Source organism: Streptacidiphilus sp. EB129 (genome assembly GCF_041262645.1).
Classification (GTDB): domain Bacteria; phylum Actinomycetota; class Actinomycetes; order Streptomycetales; family Streptomycetaceae; genus Streptacidiphilus.
In genome coordinates this window covers 1-20,606 of sequence record NZ_JBGCCS010000055.1, presented here as the reverse complement: position 1 = coordinate 20,606, position 20,606 = coordinate 1, and the positions used below count along the sequence as shown (strand labels likewise).

Genomic DNA, 20,606 nt, shown 5'->3' with positions numbered 1-20,606 from the left:
GACCGGGGCGTCGTCGGCGGGCGCGTCGTCGGCGGGCGCGTCGTCGGCGGGCGCGTCGTCGGCGGGGGCGCCGGAGGCGGCGGCGGACAGCCCGGCCGACCCTGCGGCGGAGCGGGGGCGGGCGGAGGCGGGCGGTGCGGTGCCCGGTGGGACGTGCGAGGAAGCGGCGGTCACCCCGCAACCGTACCGGGCCCGATCACCGCGACCGCCCGGCCGGGACGGCGCCCGGTCACGGCCGCACCGGACACCACGCCACCGCACACGCAGTACCGGTCACGGCGGTACCGGCCGCACCCCGGTCACACCACCGGCCGGGGCTGCGACCCGACCAGGTGACCCCACAGCACCATCCGGTACAGCGAGGTGAACTCCGGCGTGCAGGTGGTCAGCGTCAGATAGCTGCCGGGGACGGTGTAGCCGTACCCGTGGCCGGGGTGCAGTGCGCTGTGCGGGACCGGCGCGATGGTGTCGGCGTCGAACTGGGAGGTCTGCGGCAGTACCGAGTCGATCCGGTAGACGTAGTACCCGCCCGCGTCCTCGACGATCACGGTGTCGCCGACGCCCAGGCGGTTGAGGTAGCGGAACGGCTCACCGTGGGTGTTGCGGTGCCCGGCCAGCGCGAAGTTGCCCGGCTGCCCGGGCATCGCCGTACCCGGGTAGTGGCCCACGTAGCCGTGGTTGAGCACCGCGTACTTGTCGACGCCCTCGGCTATCGGGAAGACGATGCCCAGTGCCGGGATCCGGATCACCGCGAAGGCGGTGAGGTCGCGCGCCATGCCGTCGATGCCGGTGCCGACCGCTCCGCCGACCCGGCCGGGGTCGGCGGCGCCGACGGCCGGCCCGGCCGGGGACCCGGACGCGGCCGGGGCGGGCCCGGCGGAGGATCCGGCGCCCGGGGCCGCCGCCCGCGCCCGGGCCTGCGCCTGCCACTGCTGCTCCAGGCCCGCCACGGCGGACCGGGCCTGCGAGTCGGCGCTCTGGTTGGTCCACCACAGCTCGTACGCCGCGAAGAGCACCACGGCCAGGCCCAGGGTCACCGCGAACTCGCCGATCCCCAGCAGCACCCGACGCAGCGACAGCACCGGCCCCGCCCCCTCACCGTGATCCCCCCGCCGGGAAACTGACTGCTCGTCAGTCGATTGCAGAGGGTAGCTGACTGGCCGTCAGCTCACGGCAGGTTACGCCTGCGGCTTCCAGGCCGCCAGGTAGCCGTCGATCTCGGCGATGATCCTGCTCTTGCCCGGCTGGTCGAGGAACGAGCCGCGCACCGCCTGCCGGGCCAGCTCGGCCACGCCGCTCTCGTCCAGTCCGAGCAGCCCGGCGGCCACGGCGTACTCGCGGTTGAGGTCGGTGCCGAACATCGGCGGGTCGTCGCTGTTGACGGTGACGAACAGGCCCGCGTCCACCATGCGTCGGATCGGGTGGTCCTCGATCCGCTCCACCACCCGGGTGGCGATGTTGGAGGTCGGGCAGACCTCCAGCGGGATCTGGTGCTCGCCCAGGTGGTCGACCAGGCGCGGGTCCTGGACCGAGGTGGTGCCGTGGCCGATGCGCTCGGCGCCGAGGAGGGTCAGCGCGTCCCAGACCGTCTGCGGCCCGGTGGCCTCGCCCGCGTGCGGGACGCTGTGCAGCCCGGCGGCGCGGGCCCGGTCGAAGTACGGCTGGAACTGCCCACGCGGCACCCCGATCTCCGGTCCGCCCAGACCGAAGCTGACCAGCCCGGCCGGGCGCAGGTCCAGCGCCAGCCGCTCGGTGACCTCGGCGGACTCCAGTCCGGCCTCGCCGGGGATGTCGAAGCACCAGCGCAGCACCACGCCCAGCTCGGACTCGGCCGCCTTGCGGGCGTCCTCGATGGCCTCCATGAAGGCCTCGCCGGGGATGCCGCGCTTGACGGAGCTGTACGGGGTGACCGTCAGCTCGGCGTAGCGGATGTTCTGCCGGGCCATGTCCTCGGCGACGCCGTAGGTCAGCGCCCGCACGTCGGCGGCGTCCCGGATCAGGTCCACCACCGAGAGGTAGACCTGGATGAAGTGCGCGAAGTCGGTGAACTCGAAGTACTTCGCCAGCTCGACCGGGTCGGTCGGCACCGCCGTGCGGCCCTCGTAGCGGGCGGCGAGGCCGGCCACGACATGCGGCGAGGCCGAGCCGACATGGTGCACATGCAGCTCCGCCTTGGGCAGACCCGCCACGAACGCGGTCATCCGCGCCGCTGCTGTTTCGGTTCCAGCCACGGTTTCCTCAACTCCATCGTTCGTTCGGATCGTTCGTTCGGGCACATCCCGGCCACCCTCTCACGCCTCTCGCGCGCGGGCCCGCGGCCGTCACTCAGGGGCCGGCGGCTGTTACCCGGGGGTTCAGACCAGCACCGAGATGGTGTGGATCAGCAGGCCCGCCGCCGCGCCGACGACGGTGCCGTTGATCCGGATGAACTGCAGGTCGCGGCCGACGTTGGCCTCGATCTTGCGGGAGGCGTCGGTGGCGTCCCAGCCGGCCACGGTGTCGGAGATCAGCGAGGTGATCTCGCCGCGGTAGGTGTCCACCACGTACTCGGCGGCGTCCTCCAGCCAGCCGTCCACCTTGGCCTGCATCCGCTCGTCGGTGGCCAGCCGGCGGCCGAAGCTGCGGATGCCGTCGCGCATCCGCACCCGCAGCTGGCTCTGCTCGTCCTCGGCGGCCTCCAGCACCATGGACCGCACCGCGCTCCAGGCCGAGGCGATCAGGTCCTGCACCTCGGAGCGGCCGAGCAGCTCGGCCTTGGCCCGTTCCACCTTGGCGATGGTCTCCGGGTCGGTGCGCAGCTCCTTCGCGAAGTCCTCCAGGAAGCTGTCCACCGCGCCGCGCGCGGCGTGCTCCGGGTTGTCCCTGACGTCCTCGGCGAAGCGCAGCAGCTCCCGGTAGACCCGCACCCCGACCTTGTGGTCGATGAACTTCGGGGTCCAGCCGGGGGCCTCGTGCGAGATGGTCTCGATCACCGAGTCGCTGTGCTCCACCAGCCAGTCGTGGGCCCGCACCACGCACAGGTCCACCACCCCCCGGTGGCCGCCCTCGGCCAGCACCCGGGCCAGCATCGCGCCTATCGGCTGCGCGATCGGCTGGGCCGCGGCCCGCCGGGTCACCGCCTCGCCGACCACCGCCTGCACGTCCTCGTCGCGCAGCACCGCCAGCGCGCCGCGGAGCGCGGCGGACGCCTCCCGGGTGACCCGCTCGGCGCTGCCCGGAGCGGACAGCCACTCGCCCAGCCGCCGGCCCACCCCCAGCCGCCGCAGCCGGCCCCGGACCACCTCCACGGAGAGGAAGTTCTCCCCGACGAACTGGCCCAGGCTGCGCCCGAACACGTCCTTCTTGGTGGGGATGATCGCGGTGTGCGGGATGGGCAGGCCCAGCGGGCGCCGGAACAGCGCGGTCACCGCGAACCAGTCGGCCAGCGCGCCGACCATCCCGGCCTCCGCCGCCGCCTGGACGTAGCCGGCCCAGGAGCCGACGCCCGCGTGCAGCCCCCAACTCGCCAGCACGTACACGATGGTCGCCACCACCAGGAAGCCGGTGGCGATGGTCTTCATCCGGCGCACGCCACGCCGCTTCACCTCGTCCGACGCCGTGTACCGCACGCCGGGCAGCCCCTCAGCCGTACTGTCTTCGAGCGTATTCACGAACTCAGTCTGCCCTTCCGGTACCGAACTTCTGGAGTGATCCCCCGCATGTCTCCCTCGCCGGGCACCACCAGCGCTCCGGGCGGACTGTCCGGTTACGCCGAGCACTTCGTCGAGCCGGACGGTTACCTCGACTTCGGACGCTTCGGCCCGCCCTCGGCCGACGTGATCGAGACCACCACCGCACTGTCCACCCGCTCCGCGCACTGCACCTCCCGTACCGTGGACGAGCTGATGAGCCATGAGCTGCAGGCCCGTCAGGCCGCGGCGCGGCTGATCGGCACGGAGGACCTGGACCGGGTCGCGCTGCTGCCCAACACCAGCACCGGCCTGTTCCACGCCGCGCTGGGGCTGCCCGGCGGCACCGTCCTGGTCCCCGAGCGGGAGTTCCCCTCCAACCTCTACCCGTGGCGCCGGGCCGCCGCGATCGGCCGGGTCCGCCCGGTGCCGCTGACCCCGGACGACCAGCAGCGGATCACCCCCGACCAGGTCCGCTCCGCGCTCACCACGGACACCGTCGCGGTCGCGGTCTCGGCCGTGGACTTCCGCAGCGGCTTCCGTGCCGACCTCGCCGCGATCAAGGAGGTGATCGGCCAGGACCGGCTGCTGATCGTGGACGCGATCCAGGGCATGGGCGTCGCCGACATGGCCTGGACCGCGGCCGACCTGCTGGTGACCGGCGGCCAGAAGTGGCTCAGGGCGGGCTGGGCCACCGGCTTCGTCTACGCCTCCGAGCTGGCCCTGGAGCGGATCGAGCCGGTGCTCACCGGCTGGTCCGGGGTCCAGCAGCCGGGCCTCTTCGACGACCTGGACCACCCCGCCGCGACCGGGGCCCAGCGCTTCTCGGTGACCAACCTCAGCCCGATCGCGGCCGGCGGCCTGGCCCGGGCGCTGGAACTGGTCGAGCACGCCGGGATCGACCGGATCGCCGACCACGTCGCGCACCGAACCGCGGAGCTGATCGACACGATCCGCAGCGCCGGCGGTCTGGTGCTGTCCCCGACCGCCGAGCACGAGCGGGCCGGGATCGTGGCCTTCACCATGCCCCGCACCGATCCGGCGCAGGTCGCCAAGGCCTTCGAGGCCCACGGCGTCACCGCCACCCAGCGCCCGGACCAGTTGCGCCTCTGCGCCCACGGCTCCACCACCCTCGGCACCGTCGACCTGGTCCACCGGGCGCTGCGCTCCATCGCCTAGCCGCACCGTCCGCCGCCCCGTGCTCCGCCGCCCCGCGCTTGACCGCCCTGCGCTTCGCGGCGAAGGTCGCCTCTTCCCACAACCCCGGTCCACCCGTACGCTCATAATCGACCCTAAGGACACACAACCGCGCAGATTCCACCGCCGCGTCTGGAGAGCCATGCCCGTCGCCGTCAGCCACGCCCCCGCATCCCGTACCTGGCTGCTCCGTACCCCGGCCACCGGCTACGTGCTGCGGGTGGACGACGACGGGACGCCCCGGCACGTGCACTGGGGCGGCCCGCTGACGCTGGAGCAGGCCGAGGCGATGCCGGCGGCCGGCCCGGACGTCTTCAACGGCTGGGACGGCCGCTCCCCCGCCGGCGAGGAACTGCCGATCGACGGCGGGGCGCGCTTCGGCGCGCCCTCGCTGCAGGTGCGCTTCGCCGACGGCACCCGCGCCCTGGAGTGGGCCGCCGTCGGCCACACCCTGGACGAGGACCCCGACACCGGCGCCAGCACCCTGCGCCTGCACTTCCGGGACCGGCACTACCCGCTCGGCATCACCCTCGGCTACCTGGTCCGCCAGGACAGCGATGTGATCGAGCGCTGGACCGAGCTCCGCAACACCGACGACTCACCCGACGGCGCCGCCGTCGAACTGCTCCGCGCCGACTCCGGCTCCTGGGCGATGCCACCCCGCGACGACTACCGGCTCAGCCACGCCTTCGGCGCCTGGGCCGCCGAGACCCAGCTCACCCGCGCGCAACTCCCCTACGGCGAGACCGTGCTGACCAGCCGCCGGGGCACCTCCAGCCACCACGCCCAGCCCTGGGCCATGATCGACGCGGGCGACGCCGACGAGCAGCACGGGCAGGTCTGGAGCACCGCCCTCGCCTGGAGCGGCACCTGGCGGATCACCGTACAGCGCACCTCCGACAACCACCTGGCGCTGACCGCCGGAGCCGGCCACGACGGCGTCCAGCTGCGGCTCGCACCCGGCGAGACCCACACCACCCCGCGCCTGGCCGGCCTCTACAGCGACGGCGGCTTCGGCGCCACCACCCGGGCCTGGCACGCCCACATCCGCGCGCATGTGCTGCCGCACCCCGGCGAGACCCGCCCGGTGCTCTACAACTCCTGGGAGGCCACCGGCTTCGCGGTCACCCAGGACGGCCAGCAGCGGCTCGCCGCGCACGCCGCCGCCCTCGGCGTGGAGCTGTTCGTCATGGACGACGGCTGGTTCGGCGCCCGCCGCAGCGACCGCGCCGGACTCGGCGACTGGACCCCCCACCCCGGCGCCTTCCCGGACGGCCTGCAGCCGCTGGTCGACCAGGTGCACGGCCTCGGCATGCAGTTCGGCCTCTGGGTGGAGCCGGAGATGGTCAACCCGGACAGCGACCTCTACCGCGCCCACCCCGACTGGGTGCTGCACCACCCGCACCGGCAGCGCACCGAGCTGCGCCGCCAGCTGGTGCTGAACCTGGCCCGGCGCGACGTCGCCGACTGGGCGTACGGCTGGCTCACCCGGCTGGTCGGCGACCACGGCATCGACTTCCTCAAGTGGGACATGAACCGGCCCTTCACCGAGGCCGGCTGGCCCGAGCAGGGCGCCGCGCCGGGCGCCCAGGACCGGCTGTGGATCGACTACACCAGGAACTACCTCGACGTCCTGGACCGGCTCCGCGCGGACCACCCGGGGCTGCGCGTCGAGGCCTGCAGCAGCGGCGGCGGACGGGTGGACCTCGCCGTCCTGGCCCGTACCGACCAGGTGTGGATCTCCGACAACACCGACGGCTCGGACCGGCTGGTGATCCAGGACGGCTACGCCCAGGTCTACCCGGTCCGGACCATGGCCGCCTGGGTCACCGACGTGCCCAACCAGCAGTCCGGGCGCGCCGTCCCGCTGCGGTTCCGGTTCCACAGCGCGATGAGCGGACTGCTCTCGCTCGGCGGCGACCTGGCCGAGTGGACCGCGGCCGAGCTCAAGGAGGCGGGGGGCTACGTCGCCGAGTACAAGACCTACCGGCACCTGGTCCAGCACGGCGTCCTGCACCGGCTGCGGCCGCCGCAGACCCACGCGCTGACCGCCGTCCAGTACACCGCGCCGGACGCGTCCGAGGCCGTGGTCTTCGGCTGGCTGCAGCAGCCCAGGTTCGGCCGTCCGCAGCCGCCACTGCGGCTGGCCGCGCTGGACCCGGTGGCCCGCTACCGGGACCGGGCGACCGACACCGTGCACCACGGCGCGGTCCTGCTGGAACGCGGCCTGGACCTGCCGCTGCCCGCGGGCGACTGGTCCAGCGCCGTGGTCCACCTCACCCGGATCTGACGCGCCGCGTCAGGATCCGCCGTACGGCTTCAGGCAGAGCACGAACTCGTCGCTGCCCTCCTGCTGCGTGTACGAGGCCGGGTCGCTCTGCGGGCAGTTGGTGTCCGAGGTGGTGCCGCTGAGCTTCTGGTCCACCAGGTAGGTGCCGGGGCCGCAGGTGGCCACGTGGACATCGGGGTTGGCATCCGTCCCCTTGTTCACCACGCAGTCCCCGACCGAGGCGTACGTGGCGTCGGAACTGCCGGCGACCACGGCCGCGATGATGACCACCAGCACCGCGACCGGCACCAGGAACATGATCGCCGCCGGACGCTGCAGCAGCGGCTTGCCCGGGTCCATCTGCGGGCCCGGCTGGCCGGGAGCCGGCGCCGGCAGCGCCTTGATCTTGTTGTGCGCGAACAGGTTCCTGATCAGGGTGATCGGCGTGATGATCGACGACCCGTAGCCCCACCAGCCCTGCCACAGCGTCTTCGCCGACATGTCGCGCACCGCCGCGGTGCCGCAGGTGCGGCAGAAGGGGCCGCGCATGCTGCGCCACTGCATGATGACGATCATGCCGCGGTGCCCCCGCACCGTGGTGTCGACCGCCGGGTAGCCACCGCAGAAGCGGCAGGTCAGCGTGCCCGGCTCGGGCGCGAAGGCCGGCTGCGGCTGCTGCCCGTACGGCGACTGGTCGGCCGGCGGCTGCCCGTAGGGCTGCTGCGGGGCCGACTGCTGCTGCCCGTACGGCTGCTGCGGGGCCTGCGGCGGCGCCTGGAACTGCTGGCCGTACGGCTGCGGCGGGGGCGGCGTGGCCGGGTACGGCTGCTGCGGGGCGGGCGGCGCGGCGGCGTACGGCTGCTGCTGCTGCTGCGCCGGCTGGTACGGGTTGCCCTGCGGCGGAACCTGGTCGGCGTAAGGGTTCTGACCGCCCGTCGGCTGCGCGTACGGGTTCCCCGGCAGCGGCGAGGGCGATGATCCGGGAGGAGGCGGTGTGGTCATGTGTGGCTACCCCGTCGAAAAGACAATTGAGATCCGAACGTGCAGACCCTATCGATGCCCGCCGACAGCCGACGGCCGGTATCCCGCACGCCCCCGATGGATGCCGACCCGTTATCCGCGAATGGCGCACCCAAGGACAAACAGGAACACCGGAGTTGCCCGGGCACCCGCCCGGGCACACCCCCGCGCCGTACGGCTACGGGGCGACCCGCTCCAGCGTCGGTTCGCCGCCGTACATCCGGGCGATCACGTCCTCGATGGCCGGCTCCCGTACCGACAGGTCCACCAGCGGGTAGGCCGCCGCGACTGCGGCGACCAGTGGCGCCGCGCTCTGCGCGGCCGGGAAGGCCAGCCACTGGCGCGGCCCCTCGACCCGGACCACCCGGGTGCCGGGGACCTCGATCGGCGCTCCGGGCGCGGCCAGGTCGACCACCAGGACCCGCTCGCTGCGACCGACCTCGTGCAGCCCGTCCAAGCCGCCGTCGTAGACCACCCGCCCGTGGTCGATGACCATCACCCGCGAGCAGAGCCGCTCGATGTCGGTCAGGTCGTGCGTGGTGAGCAGGACGGTCGTGCCCGACCCGGCGTTGACCTCGGCGAGGAACTCCCTGACCCGGTTCTTGCTGATCACGTCGAGGCCGATGGTCGGCTCGTCCAGGTACAGCACCTCCGGATCGTGCAGCAGCGCCGCCGCGATGTCGCCGCGCATCCGCTGGCCGAGCGAGAGCTGACGCACCGGCACGTCCAGCAGCGGTCCCAGCTCCAGCAGTTCGACGCAGCGGTCCAGGTTGCGCCGGTACCGGGCGTCCTCGATCCGGTAGATCCGCCGGGCCAGCTCGTACGAGTCCCGCAGCGGCAGGTCCCACCACAGCGTGGTGCGCTGTCCGAAGACGACGCCGATGCGGCGGGCCAGCCGCACCCGCTCGCGCGAGGGGTCGGCCCCGGCCACCCGCAGCCGCCCGGCGCTGGGCACCAGGATGCCGGTCAGCATCTTGATGGTGGTGGACTTCCCCGCGCCGTTGGGCCCGATGTAGCCGACCATCTCCCCCGCCTCGACACTGAAACTCAATCCCTCGACGGCGCGCACCACCGTGCGCTCGCGCCGCAGCCGGCCGGCCTTGCGGCGCACGGTGAAGGTCCTGGCGACGTTCTCGACCTCGATGATTCCCACAGATGTCTCCTTGTCCGCACATCGGCTTCTCTGCTGATCGGTTGCCCTGCTCATCGGTTCCCGCCGACGGCGGTCAGCTTCCGGTGCTGCGGTAGGCGCGCAGCCCCGCGCGCCAGGCGAGTCCGGCCGCTGCCGCGCAGAGCAGCGCGGCCGGCGGCGAGGCGAACCGCAGCCACCCGGGCAGGCCGAGAGCGTCCGGGCGGTCCAGCAGGTACATGGCCGGCAGCCAGTTCACAAAGGCCAGCGGCACCCCGTAGACGGTGCCCCGGACCAGGTCGCGGGCGAAGACCGTGGGCGGGTACTGAAGCATCGTCGCGCCACAATGGAATGCGGTATGTAGTTTCGTAAGAATCCTCCAAACACCCCTCGTGACCTGCGCCGGAGCGGGCCTGACTCCGCCCTGATCTCGGGTGGCGTCCGCGCGGCCGGCGGGGTGTGCCGGGCACCCCTGACTACCCGCCACCGTGGCTACTGGACGGAGGGGTTGACCAAGGATTTGAGCGGAAGCCGTCCGCGTAGGGGCGGAGCATGACCAGGGGCCATTACGCTGGCCAAAATGGAGAGGGCAGGGCCCTCACCTTGCGAAGCAGGCACTCGGCCCCTGGTCTTGCTCCGCGAGGGCCCTGCGCGGACGGCTTCCGCTTAAAACCTTGGTCGGCCCCGGCCCAAAGCTGCTTGAAAAGCAACAGCCCCCCACCGCCGACCTATCAGCAGTGGGGGGCTTGGCCATGCTCGTGAGGGCGGTAGAGGCCCAGCTGGAGCTACGCCGCGAGTAGGGTCCGGGCTCGCTCGTTGAAGTCGGCAACCAGAGGGTGGTGGCCGTAGGGGACCATCCGGCGGCGCAGGTCGTTGACGGCTTCAACGCAGCGAGACGACTTCACCTGCTGCGACAGGTTGAGTGTGCGAACACCGGCGGCATGCGCTGCCTCTAGGTCGCGGTTCTGCAGGTGAGACGCGGCGAGTGCTGCTTGCGACATCGCTCCTCGGCGTGCGCGTTGCTGGGACTTGGCGTGCGCGATGGAGCGTCGTGCGAATTCGGCCGCCTGGGCGTTGTCGTCCAGGTCGCGGAAGGTGTTGGCGTGCTCGCCGTTGAGGTATGCCGGGTCGATGAACCGGGCCCATTCGGGCTCGTTGTCCTGGTCGACGTTGCTGTAGGCGTGCTCGGAAGCGACCACGGCATGAGCGGCCGATCGCTTGTCGCCCAGCCGTGCCAGTGCCCGGCCTTCGAGTGCCCAGAGGTCGGCTAGGCACGCGTTCGACTCCGGTGCGATCTTCGACAGGCCGTTGCGGCCTGCTTGGGCGAGCTTACGTCCCTCCTCCGGATGCCCGAGGAGAGTGGCTTGATCGGCCATGCCTGCGAGAACGTGTGCACCAAGGGCAGGGTTGCGCGATTCTTCGGCGAGCCGGAGGGACTGGATCAGGTAGCGCTGGGCGGTGCCATGCTCCCCGTTGTCGTAGGCCATCCATCCGAGTAGGTAAGTCTGCTCGGACGCGGCTTCGCACAAGGCCTGCCGGACGTCGTCGGCATGCGCCTGACGCAGCAAGGGATAGACGTGCTCGCTCATGTAGGCCGCCAACGCCAGCCGGCCAGACCCGCCCCCCTGGAAGATGTCCATCTGCTGGAACACGCCGAACATGTTCTTCACGGCGGTGACGTCCTCGAACCGGACGTTGCGTCCGGGCTCTGGCGTCTGGTCGAGGGTCTGCAACAGCCAGTCGCGTGACGGGCCCACAGCCGCTGCGACGGCGAAGGTCGATCCGGTCAGGAACTTGCGTCGGTCCACGTCAGCTCTCCCCAGGTCAGCAACCGATTCCACGGTATCTGCAAAGGACTGGCTGTAGACAAGGGCCCGATCGGTCACGGTCTCTGCGTCAAGTCCAAGATCGTAAGCCGTGACCCGGGTGCCGAAGTGCGCGGAGAACACGTCAGCAAGGATGTCCGGCACGGGCCAACGGGGACTCTCCCCTTGAAGCCAACGCCTGACGCTTGAGGCGTCGGCGAATACGTGCGGATGCTTCCATTCCAAGGCCTTGGCGTGGACTCGGCGTGCAAGTTCACCCCGTGACCAGCCAGTTCGCTGCAGCCAGTCACTAAGCAAGCTATTCGGCGTCTTCATTCCCGTGCCCCTTGATCATGTCCCGTGGCGCGTTCAACACCCTTCAACACCCCTACAGACGGTACTCCCTGACGTCCCGTGGGTGTTCTCTGATCAGTAGAAACCGGACCAAGCCATTGGATCTGGGGCCTGTCGCACGGAAGGAGACGATCATGGGCGAAGCTGCGGGCGTCCGGCTTGCCACGCGTGGCCTGACGGCTCCGTCTCGCTCTGGCCCGATGGATCCGCAGCCGCCCGAACGGGCCTGGCACAGCGGGTTACAGGAATGGCATCGGTACCGAGGTTGGGTGTGGCCTGGAGGTCAGCTATCTGTGGTGCACGCTGCCCGGCTGGTCGCGCTTGAGACTCTCGCAGACTGGCAGCTCGACCTGATGGCTGACGACGTAGCGCTGTGCATGTCCGAGCTGATGGCCAACGCGCTAACCCACGCGCGAGCGCCGATTGATCGTCTGATGCCAGACAAAGTGGTCCTGGGGCTACGGCATTTCCCGGGAACGTGCCTCTTCGTAGAGGTCGGGGATTGCGATTCGAACGCTCCCAGGTTCCCGTCCGAGGCGGATGACGATCTTGAAAGCATGCTCGCTGTAGATGGGCGGGGGCTGTTGATCGTCCGGGAACTGGCTGATGACCTGTGGTGGAGGCGACGAGGGACGGGCGGAAAGTACGTTTACGCCCGGCTGGACACCCGCAGGTACTACGAATCCGAAAACGAGGTGTGCAGATGATTGGCGAAGAGGACCCGAGCACGGTGGAAGTGTCCGACGGCGAGGGCGATTGGACGACTGCCACCCCGACCTGGGAGAACTTCTGGTCCAGGGCGCCCATTGGGAGCTTCCTGTTCGGGAACTTGAACGGGACCGAGGAACAGCGCGACGCGGCAGCAAGGGTTCGACGGGACGTCACGGAAGGGCGCTGGAGGGAGAGCGATGTTCGGTAGGAAGCGGCGGCTATCGCCTGCGGAGCGGCGGCAGGTCGAGACGGCGGTGGTCCGCTGCAGCATATGCGGTGGCCGGGTTCCGCTGAGGCGGGCCAGGCTGGTGCGGATGCTCGGCCAGGACCTGTACGTCCACGCCTGGCATCGCGTGCGTTGAAGTGAGCCACGGTTGATCCGTGAAGGACTCCCGCCCGGGCACTGAGCTTGCATCCGGCCCTTTGCCGATCATCGGCGCGCCGGTCTCAACCACGGGCGGGTTGCCACAGTTGGGCGACTGATCAGCTGTGGCACGCGGGGTGCGTCCTGTCTTCGTCAGTGTCGGACCCACCCTGCGGCAGCGGGTTCCCGGTTCCGGTCTGTCCCGTCCGGATCCGGGAACCTATGACGATCAACAACCGAACATGGTGCCGGACCACCCCCGACTTGTGAGGGAGGAGGGTGGTCCGGTGGGTGTGAACCCGGTGCCGATGGTACCCGGGTGCTTCGACATGTCTGGACTTATTCAAGTCCAAGGGTGTTTCAGCAACGGCGAGTTCGCCCGTTCCTGGCTTTGGAACCGGCGCGGAGCTGTCTTCCGGGGTGTGGAACGGGAGCGGGGTAGGTGGCCGTGCCCCAGAGAGTGCGCTCGCCTGCTGGGAGTGAATGGCGCTGCTGGTACATCGAACGGGAAGGGTCGGGTCATGTCGGAGCGCGGGGGGAATGTGGACGATGGCGGCTGGGACGCGGCCAGGTTCGAGCTGGGCGGGGGGCCCTTGCTACCGGGGGTTGACTACGAGCGCGAGTGGCTGATGGCCCGGTCGGCGGCGGACGTGCTAAACGCCGTACTGGCGCAGCTGGGGTTCACGGCCTCGCTGATGCGCGCTCAGGCGGGCTGGGCGGACGACGGACAGGGAACTGTCTACCTGGAGGCGTCGCCATTGGGGGCACGCAAGTTGCTGCGGGCCCTGGAGCGGATGGAGGGCGACCCTCAGACGGCGTGACATGGGCCGGGTCGCGATCCGAGGGAACCACGACGGACCCCGGGGCGCCATCCCGTCTGCCGGAGGAGTCATCTGTCGGCGTGTGCCGGGCGGGGCCTGCCGACCGGCCGGGACCGGCCGGCAGGCCGCATGCCCGGCCGGGGCGGCAGGGGCCGCCCGGCGGCGCGGCAGCGCCGCCCTTGAGTGAGTAAAGAGACTCTGCGACATCCTCAGCCACGGTGTGTATCGATCCAGAACCCACATGATCGATTGCTGGTACAGCCTGCACACCGTGCGGCGCCGGCGCTAGAGTTGAGTCTGAGGTGAGTGGACGTCGTGGATCTTGCTAGTCTTCCGAACCCATACAATTACCGAAATCCGGTGCGCAAGCCAGCACTCTTTGCCGGGCGCACAGGTGAGATATCAGCTATTAAGTATGAGCTTCAACAGGCTACAGTTGACCAACCAACTAGTTACGTAGCCGTACACGGCCAGCGAGCCGCCGGTAAAACCAGCTTGCTAAATCAGGCTGAGCACATAGCAAGAAGTATGAATATACTTCCGGTGCGTGTTGAGTTGGTTCCAAGTGACACGACGCCCATTGCCTTCTATCGCAAAGTTTACGAGGAACTTGTCGCGACTATTGCGGCCGCGAGTACGATTGATATGCCTACACCGGTTACGCCAACTACGGTTAGACGCATACTGGGGGGAACAAGCCCTGCGGTCGATTTTCCCCTCGAATTCCCTGAAGCTCTTGCTCTGGCTGGTCCTGACGGCGCCGTTCCCGAGTCGGCGCTACGGGCCGACCTGACCTATTTTGTGCAAAGCATAAAGATGCCCATCGTACTTCTAATTGATGAGGCTCATCTAATAGCCGGGGACCCAGACGTCCTTTCAATTTTGCGCGCCCTTGGCAATCGCCTCAATGGATTCGTTATAGTTCTAGCCGGAACTTCCGATCTCCTCGGGCGCATTGTTGGCGTCTTTTCGCCGCTTCTGCGGCAGTTCCGCGAGATCAAGATTGAGCGCTTCGTTGAGCACGCCGATATTTCCAGCTGCATTTTGCAGCCATTGAAGGAAATTGGATTGAATGGCGGTTGCTTCGAAGATTTCAGGAGTGTCGTTTCGGAGGTTTCTAGGCTGACTGATGGCAACCCATACGAGATTCAACTCTATTGTCACGAGATGTTTGCCCGATATCAAATGGATCCTGGATCCAACATGTCGCTGACAACTGAATTGCTAGAGGGCGTTCGATCTCGAATGGAGGCCGGTCGAAACATTCTAGATCGTCCACTAATTCGCCTGGCGCGTAGCCTGTCGCCAAAACGACTCGACGTCTTCAATGCCCTATGCGCAGGGCTTGGCCACGTGACTGTGGACGAAGCTTGGTTTGCCTACCGCCTCCTTGGGGACGCGGAAGTTTCAAAGGAATACTTTTATAAATTCCGGAATCAACAAATTTTGGACGATGTCCTTGTTGACTCCGATGTGATTGACTTGACCGATGAGACTGAGCTTTTCGATGAAGTCTACGCAAGGCTATGGACAATCAGCAAGGGAAAGCGCGGTCGTAAACAGCTGATGGGGCGCAGGACTTTCAAGCAGTTGTTGACAGCGAATCTCGCTGTGGCGCTTGCCGAAATATCTGCAAAGGCCGCCCCTGCCAGATTGCTGGAAAAATGTTGCGTTAATATGAAGCCCCGTGAGCTCGAAATAGCAATCGAGATTTTCAGCGCCGACTCTACTGAAGATGGGCTACGCACCCCCATCGTAGCCCAAAGTCTGCACTATGAGATTTTGACGGCCGGGGTTCCCAAACTTCTCGATATAGCGGCAGTCCATTGCACTTTCGAAGAGACTACTGCCGTTCAGTGGGTCTGTTCTTCTGGGGTGAATGACTTTGATCTCTCAAAGGATGCGAATTTCTGCGAGTTCGCTCGCCGCGTGCGCTCCCTCAATGGGGAGCTGAGCATCGACGTACAGAGGGTCAAGCTAAAGACGCACGCTCAAATTAGCGAATGGGAACGGTCCCGTTCGGCAGGAATTCGGCATTCCCTTTCTCATAGCTATATTTCCGCCTCTTTTTCGGCATATGAGAGTGGCCTATTTGACGCCGCTCTTTCGTATTTTGAGAGATCGTTCGAACTGGACCCAAGCTGGACTGCGGCCAACAATGCCGCTTACGTTAGCCTTCTTCTTATGGATGCCGATTCCGCCCTGCTGTGGGCAGATGTTGGATTGAAGTTGTCAGGTGCTCCAGAGAATGTAGCACTTACGTCGTACAATGCAGCAATGGCACATTTGCTGAATCGCTCATATGGAACTGCAAGGCAACTCTTGATGAAGGCGTCCGAAGATGTGAAATCAGCGCCGCTCAGCCGCTACCAGATGCGTGCGATGGTGGTTCCTCTCATGGGCAGGGCAGGCGTTTCCCTGAAGGAGGAGCCGCGTACTGATCTAGTCTTCTCGATTAAGCGAGCGCTAAAGGCCCTAGGGTCAATAGGTACAGACGAGCCTGTTCTCGTCAGCCCCGTGACCGGATCTGCATTAAAGGGGCAAGACATGCCTTCCCTTCGGGCAGTGAGTTCGGGTTCTTTGACTCCTACTTCACCATCAAACCTGGGGGACTCCGCTGAAGCTTCTCCGAAGATGGAAATGCCCTCCCGCAATGGGATCGTCCTGGTCGTTGCAACGGAGTGGTCATCTACTCATGGCGGACTCAGTACATTTAACCGAAATCTATGTATAGCGTTGGCGAGGGCTGGGGCACAGGTATTCTGTCTAGTTCTCACTGCTGATGAAGTCGAGATCGCTGCAGCTGGAGCAGAAGGAGTCACTCTCGTGCGCTCAGCTTCCGTGCCGGGGGCTCCTGAGTACTCTCAGCTAATCCGACGCCCGAATCTTCCGAATGGTATTGTTCCGGATCTTATTATCGGCCATAGTCGGATAACTGGCCCAGCTGCATTGTCGCTTGGCAGAGATTTCTTCGAAAGGGCTAGACGCCTTCATTTTATTCATATGGCACCCGATGAGATTGAATGGCATAAGCTGGATCGGGGCACGGATAGGGCAGTTCAAGCCGAGCAAAGAACCACTATTGAGCGAGAGCTTGGCGAGCAGGCCCACAGGCTGGTTGCTGTTGGCCCCCGACTTCACAATCGGTTTATCGGGGAGATTTCCGAAGAGCACCCGACGCCACTCAGGATCAATCCCGGATTCGATCTGGAGGACTCTGCTCTACGAAGGCCTCCAGGTGGTTCGCCCCTGAAGGTGCTCCTTGTAGGGCGAACTGAGGATGCACAACTGAAGGGCATCGACCTCGCTGCCCGCGCATGTGGGCTAGTGCACACCTGGCGGGAGCGTGCCGGCACGACACCAATCAGCTTGGTCATGCGTGGGGCACCAGCCGATATTGCCGACGCGCAACGGGCCGCGCTTGTAGATTGGGCCTTGAACCCCAAGCTGGAAATCATAGTTCGCTCCTATTCGGCCGATCAGCTGCTTCTTTCAGGGGATATAAAGAGAGCGGCACTTGTCATTATGCCATCGCGGTCCGAAGGATTTGGCCTCGTTGGCGTGGAGGCCATTACCATGGGCGTACCCGTCCTAGTCAGCGAGTCAAGTGGACTGGCAGAATTGCTGCGCGAAGTGCTGGACGTCGACACGTCAAGTCGCTGCATAGTACCGATGTCAGGAAACGATGACGAAGACGCCTCTACTTGGGCTCGGGCCATTGACGCTGCGCTGCGTGATCTTCCTACTTCTTTCAAGCAGGCGAACGATTTGCGACTCCGATTGGCCGGCAAGGTGACTTGGTCCGCTGCAGCAAGTGCGCTACTTGCTGAAATTCCTGCCAACTAGCTTGACCTATTCGTACTAAAAGGCTACGTGAAGATGGGCTTCATGCAGAGTTCTTCTTAGCACGATGTGCTGCGTGCACGCGGGCAGCTGAAAAAGGTATGGCGTATCGCATGCCACTGAGACTCCTTCTGATGTTCCTGTCGGAAACAGGGCCTCGGCTGTAGGAGATTGTATGCGCTTATCCGATTAATCCTGTAGTAGCTCTCAGGGTCGCGAAGGGACGGCAGTCAACCCGAACCTGCCCACCGAACGCCTTCATAAGCGGTGCCAGCGGTTCCACCTGAGCCTGGCGCAGTGGACCGGCAGCAGCGGATTAAAGCTCACCCGAGATCGTTTGCGAAGTTGCAGTCAGAGCTGCTCCCCTACCGCGCCACCAGCTTGGATGGTGTATGCAAATCTCGCCCGTCCGGCTCCGAGGCTGGTGGTCTCCAGTGTTAGCGGGCGTTGGTCGGCCTCAGTGAGGGTGAGGCGCTGGGCGATCAGGAGCGGCACCGCCTCTGGCAGGTGCAGGCTGGCGCGCTCGTCGGGATGCGGCATGCGCGCGTCCACGGTCTCGTGCCATTCCAGTTCGCCGTGTGCTGCGGCGAGCGCGGCGAAGACATCGGAAACCTGGATGGTGGGCTTCTTCGCCAGGGGCGTGCCGGTGATGCGTTCCATGGGCAGGATCATGCGGTGCAGTGCCCGGGTGCCGGTGGGCTGGTGGATCAGCGGGCGCTCGATGCCGTAGGCGGCCTCGCCCGGGGCGATGTCCAGCAGGGCGGCGGAGTCCGGGTCGATGCGCAGTCGGACGCTGGTGGGTTCCTCGGCCTGGGTCCACGCATCGGCGTCGAACGCGTACCCGGTCGCGGTGCGGGTGATGTTGCGGTTCATGATGGCGGCGGCGCCGGTGCTGCGGTCGCGTACATAGGTGCCTTTGCCCTGCCGGATGTCCAACAGTCCCTCGGTGCGCAGGGCTGCGGCGGCCTGGCGCACGGTGGGGCGGGATACCTCATACAGGGCGCTGAGCTGCTCCTCGGTGGGGACCTTGCTGCCGGGGGGCCATTCGCCGCTGGTGATGGAGTTGCGCATCTCGTTGGCGACCTGCTTGTACAGGGCCTCGGTCTTGATGACTGCCATGGCTCCTGCCCCCTCACGCGGGTCCAGCCCGCCATTGTCGACAATCCTCGAACGAATATTCGAATCTGTTCGCGCTGATCAGACGCAGTGCGACTGCCCTAGTTCGTCAGACGTAAGCATGAATCTCCTTGCCTTCCGGGTCAAGCGGGCGCATCCTCGGAATCGCCAACATTCATCATGATGACTGACCTACTCGGTCTGCCATCGTGGGCCTGGAAGGGGCCTTGCAGTGACGATCAAGAACCTCCCGCTGAACGCGGGCAAGCTCGGAGCCGCACTGTGCGTCTCCCTGGAGATCAAGACGGAGTTCGGGACCGGTGAGGCCAAGGCGGACAAGGACGGCCTGATCGTGTGGGCGGTCGGCGTGGCCGTGCGCCCCGAGGGCAGCACCAAGGCGGCGATCATCGAGGTGGCGGTGTCCGGGGAGCCGGTGGGCCTGGGCATCGGCCAGTTCGTGCAGTTCACCAACCTTGAGGCGTTCCTGTGGGAGATCAACGGCCGCACCGGACTGTCGTTCCGCGCCGACTCCATCCACCCCGCCCCCGCTCCCACGCCGACCCCGAGCGCAGCCCCTCCGGCTCCGGCTGCGGCCCCGTCGGTGGGTAAGGGGGCCGCGAAGTGAGCGCCGCGCGTGACTGGCGGGCGCTGCGGGAGCGGTTGATGGACCTGGCCGACCTGGGCGCCGAGCTGCTGCCGGGCATGCCGGTGGGCAACTACCGGTTCCTGTACGCGGTGATCGCCCCCATGGCCACCGACGCGGCCCGCCTGGCGGAAGACCTGGAGACCCAACTCCGCAACGACGCGGCAGAGAACGGTGTGGTCCTGCCCCCGCGCGACACCGACGGGAGCACGCCATGAGCGCCGGTGACTGGTGGGTGCCCGGCGCCGCTGCCGTGGTTCCGCCGGCCAGGGGTGAGCGGCGGCCCCGGGTGCCGATTCCGGGCCTGGCGGACTGGAGCGCACGCGCGTCGGCGACGCTGATCGAGATCAGCATTGTCGGCGGCATCGCCACCGCCTACGGCTACGCCCTGTACCTCGCGCGCCCGGTCTTCGCCCTGGTGGAAGCGGTCGCGCTGCTGGCCGGGGTGGGGCTGCAGCCGGTGTTCGGGTTCCTGTACTGGGGCCTGGGCGTGGCGTTCCTGGTGTGGCAGTGGGCGCTTCGCGGCAGCACCGGCCAGTCCCTGGGACAACGGCTGCTGCGGATCGTGACCGTGGACGAGGACACCGGGGCTCCGATCGGCCCGGCCCGCTCGATCGTGCGCAGCGTGCTGCACGTGGTGGACATCGCCCCGGTGTTCTTCGGGTACGTGCGTCCGCTGTTCCAGTACCGGCGGCAGACCTGGGCGGATCAGATCTGCCGCACCGTCGTCGTCAAGGTCGAGACGATCAACGCCATTGCGCAGGTGCGGCCATGAACGCATTGGCGGACGGCTGCGGCGCGCTGGTCGGGATGGCCTGCGCGTTGCAGGAGCATTCCGGCACTCCAGCGCCGGTGGTGCGCCACACCCCCTACGGCGTGTGGCTCCTGGTCGCCCTGGCGGGTGTGGCGCTGGTGCTGGCGGTGGTGTCTCCGGTGCTGCGGCGCAGGGCTCCGCACGCCTGGTGGGTGCTGTGCGGGTTCCCGGTCGCGGTGGTGCGGGTGCGCTGGACCTGGCGCAGGGTCACCGACTTGCAGGATCTGTCGGTGTCCAAGCGTCCGGCTCTCGGGCTGCTGGGGGACATGGTGGTGCGCGGTCGCGCGCTGCGACTGATCCCGCCCCGGATCGGCCTGCCGCACTGGCAACGCGGCGGCCTGACCGTCCGGGTGAGGCTTCACCCCGGCCAGACCCCGGAGCAGTACCTCGCCGCAGGTGAAGCACTCGCGCACGCGTGGCGGGTGTTCTCGGTGCGGATCACCTCCGACGTGCGCGGCTTCGTGACAGTCACCGCGCTCGCCTGGGACCCGTTGGCGGCCCCGTCGCTGCCGCACGCGGTGCTGACGGAGCTGTTGGCAGCGGTGGTCGGGCAGTGGGAGGACGGCGCAGCGTGGATGGTGAACCTGCGCCGGGTGCCGCACTGGCTGATCGTCGGCGCGACACGGTCTGGCAAGTCCACCCTGATGGCCGCGCTCGTCTCAGCGTGGGCCCGGCAGAAGGTAGCCCTGGTCGGCATCGACCTGAAGGGCGGCATGGAACTGTCGCTGTTCGAGGCGCGGCTGTCGGCGCTGGCGTCCGGGGCTTCACCCCGGATGGTGGACACGGGTTTGTGTGGTTATGCGGCGAGTGTCAGGGTAGCTGATTGGCGCTGCTCGTAGGCGACGGGGCTGA

General features: G+C 67.6%; 16 protein-coding genes and 1 pseudogene. 9 read left to right on the top strand and 8 right to left on the bottom strand.

The window, feature by feature from the left end:
* Positions 1-299 precede the first annotated feature (299 nt).
* From ABH925_RS34965 to ABH925_RS34955, 3 genes are all read right to left on the bottom strand, one after another.
* Entirely contained in the window at positions 300-1,082 is a 783-nt protein-coding gene (locus ABH925_RS34965) for a class E sortase (protein WP_370155074.1), read from the bottom strand.
* Between the two features lie 96 nt (positions 1,083-1,178).
* A complete protein-coding gene (locus tag ABH925_RS34960; RefSeq protein WP_370155108.1) occupies positions 1,179-2,201 on the bottom strand; it encodes an adenosine deaminase in 1,023 nt (340 codons plus the stop codon).
* A gap of 153 nt (positions 2,202-2,354) precedes the next feature.
* A complete protein-coding gene (locus ABH925_RS34955; RefSeq protein WP_370155072.1) occupies positions 2,355-3,650 on the bottom strand; it encodes a DUF445 domain-containing protein in 1,296 nt (431 codons plus the stop codon).
* Between the two features lie 48 nt (positions 3,651-3,698).
* Between ABH925_RS34955 and ABH925_RS34950 the strand changes: the two genes are divergently transcribed.
* Positions 3,699-4,847, top strand: coding sequence for an aminotransferase class V-fold PLP-dependent enzyme (locus ABH925_RS34950; RefSeq protein WP_370155070.1), 1,149 nt, complete (start codon positions 3,699-3,701; stop codon positions 4,845-4,847).
* 160 nt (positions 4,848-5,007) lie between these two features.
* Positions 5,008-7,155 carry an alpha-galactosidase gene (locus ABH925_RS34945; protein WP_370155067.1) on the top strand — a complete coding sequence of 716 codons (2,148 nt, stop codon included), beginning with the start codon at positions 5,008-5,010 and terminating at the stop codon, positions 7,153-7,155.
* A 9-nt stretch (positions 7,156-7,164) separates the two neighbouring features.
* On the opposite strand, the gene ABH925_RS34940 is transcribed toward ABH925_RS34945, so the two are convergent.
* The 4 genes and pseudogenes from ABH925_RS34940 to ABH925_RS34925 all read right to left on the bottom strand — a co-directional run bounded on the left by ABH925_RS34940 (position 7,165) and on the right by ABH925_RS34925 (position 11,424).
* Positions 7,165-8,136, bottom strand: a complete 972-nt coding sequence (locus ABH925_RS34940) for a hypothetical protein (protein WP_370155065.1) — start codon at positions 8,134-8,136, stop codon at positions 7,165-7,167.
* A 196-nt stretch (positions 8,137-8,332) separates the two neighbouring features.
* Positions 8,333-9,307: an ATP-binding cassette domain-containing protein gene (locus ABH925_RS34935; RefSeq protein WP_370155063.1), complete on the bottom strand. Its 975-nt coding sequence runs from the start codon at positions 9,305-9,307 to the stop codon at positions 8,333-8,335.
* Between the two features lie 73 nt (positions 9,308-9,380).
* Positions 9,381-9,626 (bottom strand): annotated as a pseudogene (locus ABH925_RS34930) (ABC-2 family transporter protein); the annotation flags it as partial.
* A 442-nt stretch (positions 9,627-10,068) separates the two neighbouring features.
* The gene (locus ABH925_RS34925) at positions 10,069-11,424 is read right to left on the bottom strand and encodes a transcriptional regulator (RefSeq protein WP_370155062.1); all 1,356 of its coding nucleotides are present in this window, start codon (positions 11,422-11,424) and stop codon (positions 10,069-10,071) included.
* A 17-nt stretch (positions 11,425-11,441) separates the two neighbouring features.
* Here ABH925_RS34925 and ABH925_RS34920 point away from each other — a divergent pair, with 17 nt between their 5' ends.
* The 3 genes from ABH925_RS34920 (at position 11,442) to ABH925_RS34910 (ending at position 17,184) form a co-directional block, all read left to right on the top strand.
* Positions 11,442-12,149, top strand: a complete 708-nt coding sequence (locus ABH925_RS34920) for an ATP-binding protein (protein WP_370155106.1) — start codon at positions 11,442-11,444, stop codon at positions 12,147-12,149.
* A gap of 961 nt (positions 12,150-13,110) precedes the next feature.
* Positions 13,111-13,338 (top strand): hypothetical protein, encoded by a 228-nt coding sequence (locus ABH925_RS34915; RefSeq protein ID WP_370155060.1) that lies wholly within the window; start codon positions 13,111-13,113, stop codon positions 13,336-13,338.
* 315 nt (positions 13,339-13,653) lie between these two features.
* Positions 13,654-17,184 carry a glycosyltransferase gene (locus ABH925_RS34910; RefSeq protein WP_370155059.1) on the top strand — a complete coding sequence of 1,177 codons (3,531 nt, stop codon included), beginning with the start codon at positions 13,654-13,656 and terminating at the stop codon, positions 17,182-17,184.
* Between the two features lie 348 nt (positions 17,185-17,532).
* Here ABH925_RS34910 and ABH925_RS34905 read toward each other — a convergent pair whose 3' ends face one another.
* Positions 17,533-18,300: a GntR family transcriptional regulator gene (locus ABH925_RS34905; RefSeq protein ID WP_370155057.1), complete on the bottom strand. Its 768-nt coding sequence runs from the start codon at positions 18,298-18,300 to the stop codon at positions 17,533-17,535.
* A gap of 229 nt (positions 18,301-18,529) precedes the next feature.
* Between ABH925_RS34905 and ABH925_RS34900 the strand changes: the two genes are divergently transcribed.
* The 4 genes from ABH925_RS34900 to ABH925_RS34885 are packed head-to-tail and all read left to right on the top strand — an operon-like array spanning position 18,530 to position 20,593.
* Positions 18,530-18,922 (top strand): hypothetical protein, encoded by a 393-nt coding sequence (locus ABH925_RS34900; RefSeq protein ID WP_370155054.1) that lies wholly within the window; start codon positions 18,530-18,532, stop codon positions 18,920-18,922.
* Positions 18,919-19,158 carry a hypothetical protein gene (locus ABH925_RS34895; RefSeq protein ID WP_370155052.1) on the top strand — a complete coding sequence of 80 codons (240 nt, stop codon included), beginning with the start codon at positions 18,919-18,921 and terminating at the stop codon, positions 19,156-19,158. Before ABH925_RS34900 ends, ABH925_RS34895 begins: the two co-directional genes overlap by 4 nt.
* Positions 19,155-19,715 (top strand): RDD family protein, encoded by a 561-nt coding sequence (locus tag ABH925_RS34890; protein WP_370155050.1) that lies wholly within the window; start codon positions 19,155-19,157, stop codon positions 19,713-19,715. Before ABH925_RS34895 ends, ABH925_RS34890 begins: the two co-directional genes overlap by 4 nt.
* A complete protein-coding gene (locus tag ABH925_RS34885; RefSeq protein ID WP_370155048.1) occupies positions 19,712-20,593 on the top strand; it encodes an FtsK/SpoIIIE domain-containing protein in 882 nt (293 codons plus the stop codon). The genes ABH925_RS34890 and ABH925_RS34885 overlap by 4 nt, the downstream gene beginning before the upstream one ends.
* Positions 20,594-20,606 lie beyond the last annotated feature (13 nt).

Bases quoted from the DNA above. Each gene is read 5' to 3' on its own strand.
- ABH925_RS34960 (WP_370155108.1), bottom strand. From the start codon at position 2,201: ATGACCGCGTTCGTGGCGGGTCTGCCCAAGGCGGAGCTGCATGTGCAC.
- ABH925_RS34950 (WP_370155070.1), top strand. From the start codon at position 3,699: ATGTCTCCCTCGCCGGGCACCACCAGCGCTCCGGGCGGACTGTCCGGT.
- ABH925_RS34945 (WP_370155067.1), top strand. From the start codon at position 5,008: ATGCCCGTCGCCGTCAGCCACGCCCCCGCATCCCGTACCTGGCTGCTC.
- ABH925_RS34940 (WP_370155065.1), bottom strand. From the start codon at position 8,136: ATGACCACACCGCCTCCTCCCGGATCATCGCCCTCGCCGCTGCCGGGG.
- ABH925_RS34925 (WP_370155062.1), bottom strand. From the start codon at position 11,424: ATGAAGACGCCGAATAGCTTGCTTAGTGACTGGCTGCAGCGAACTGGC.
- ABH925_RS34920 (WP_370155106.1), top strand. From the start codon at position 11,442: ATGTCCCGTGGCGCGTTCAACACCCTTCAACACCCCTACAGACGGTAC.
- ABH925_RS34905 (WP_370155057.1), bottom strand. From the start codon at position 18,300: ATGGCAGTCATCAAGACCGAGGCCCTGTACAAGCAGGTCGCCAACGAG.
- ABH925_RS34890 (WP_370155050.1), top strand. From the start codon at position 19,155: ATGAGCGCCGGTGACTGGTGGGTGCCCGGCGCCGCTGCCGTGGTTCCG.
- ABH925_RS34885 (WP_370155048.1), top strand. From the start codon at position 19,712: ATGAACGCATTGGCGGACGGCTGCGGCGCGCTGGTCGGGATGGCCTGC.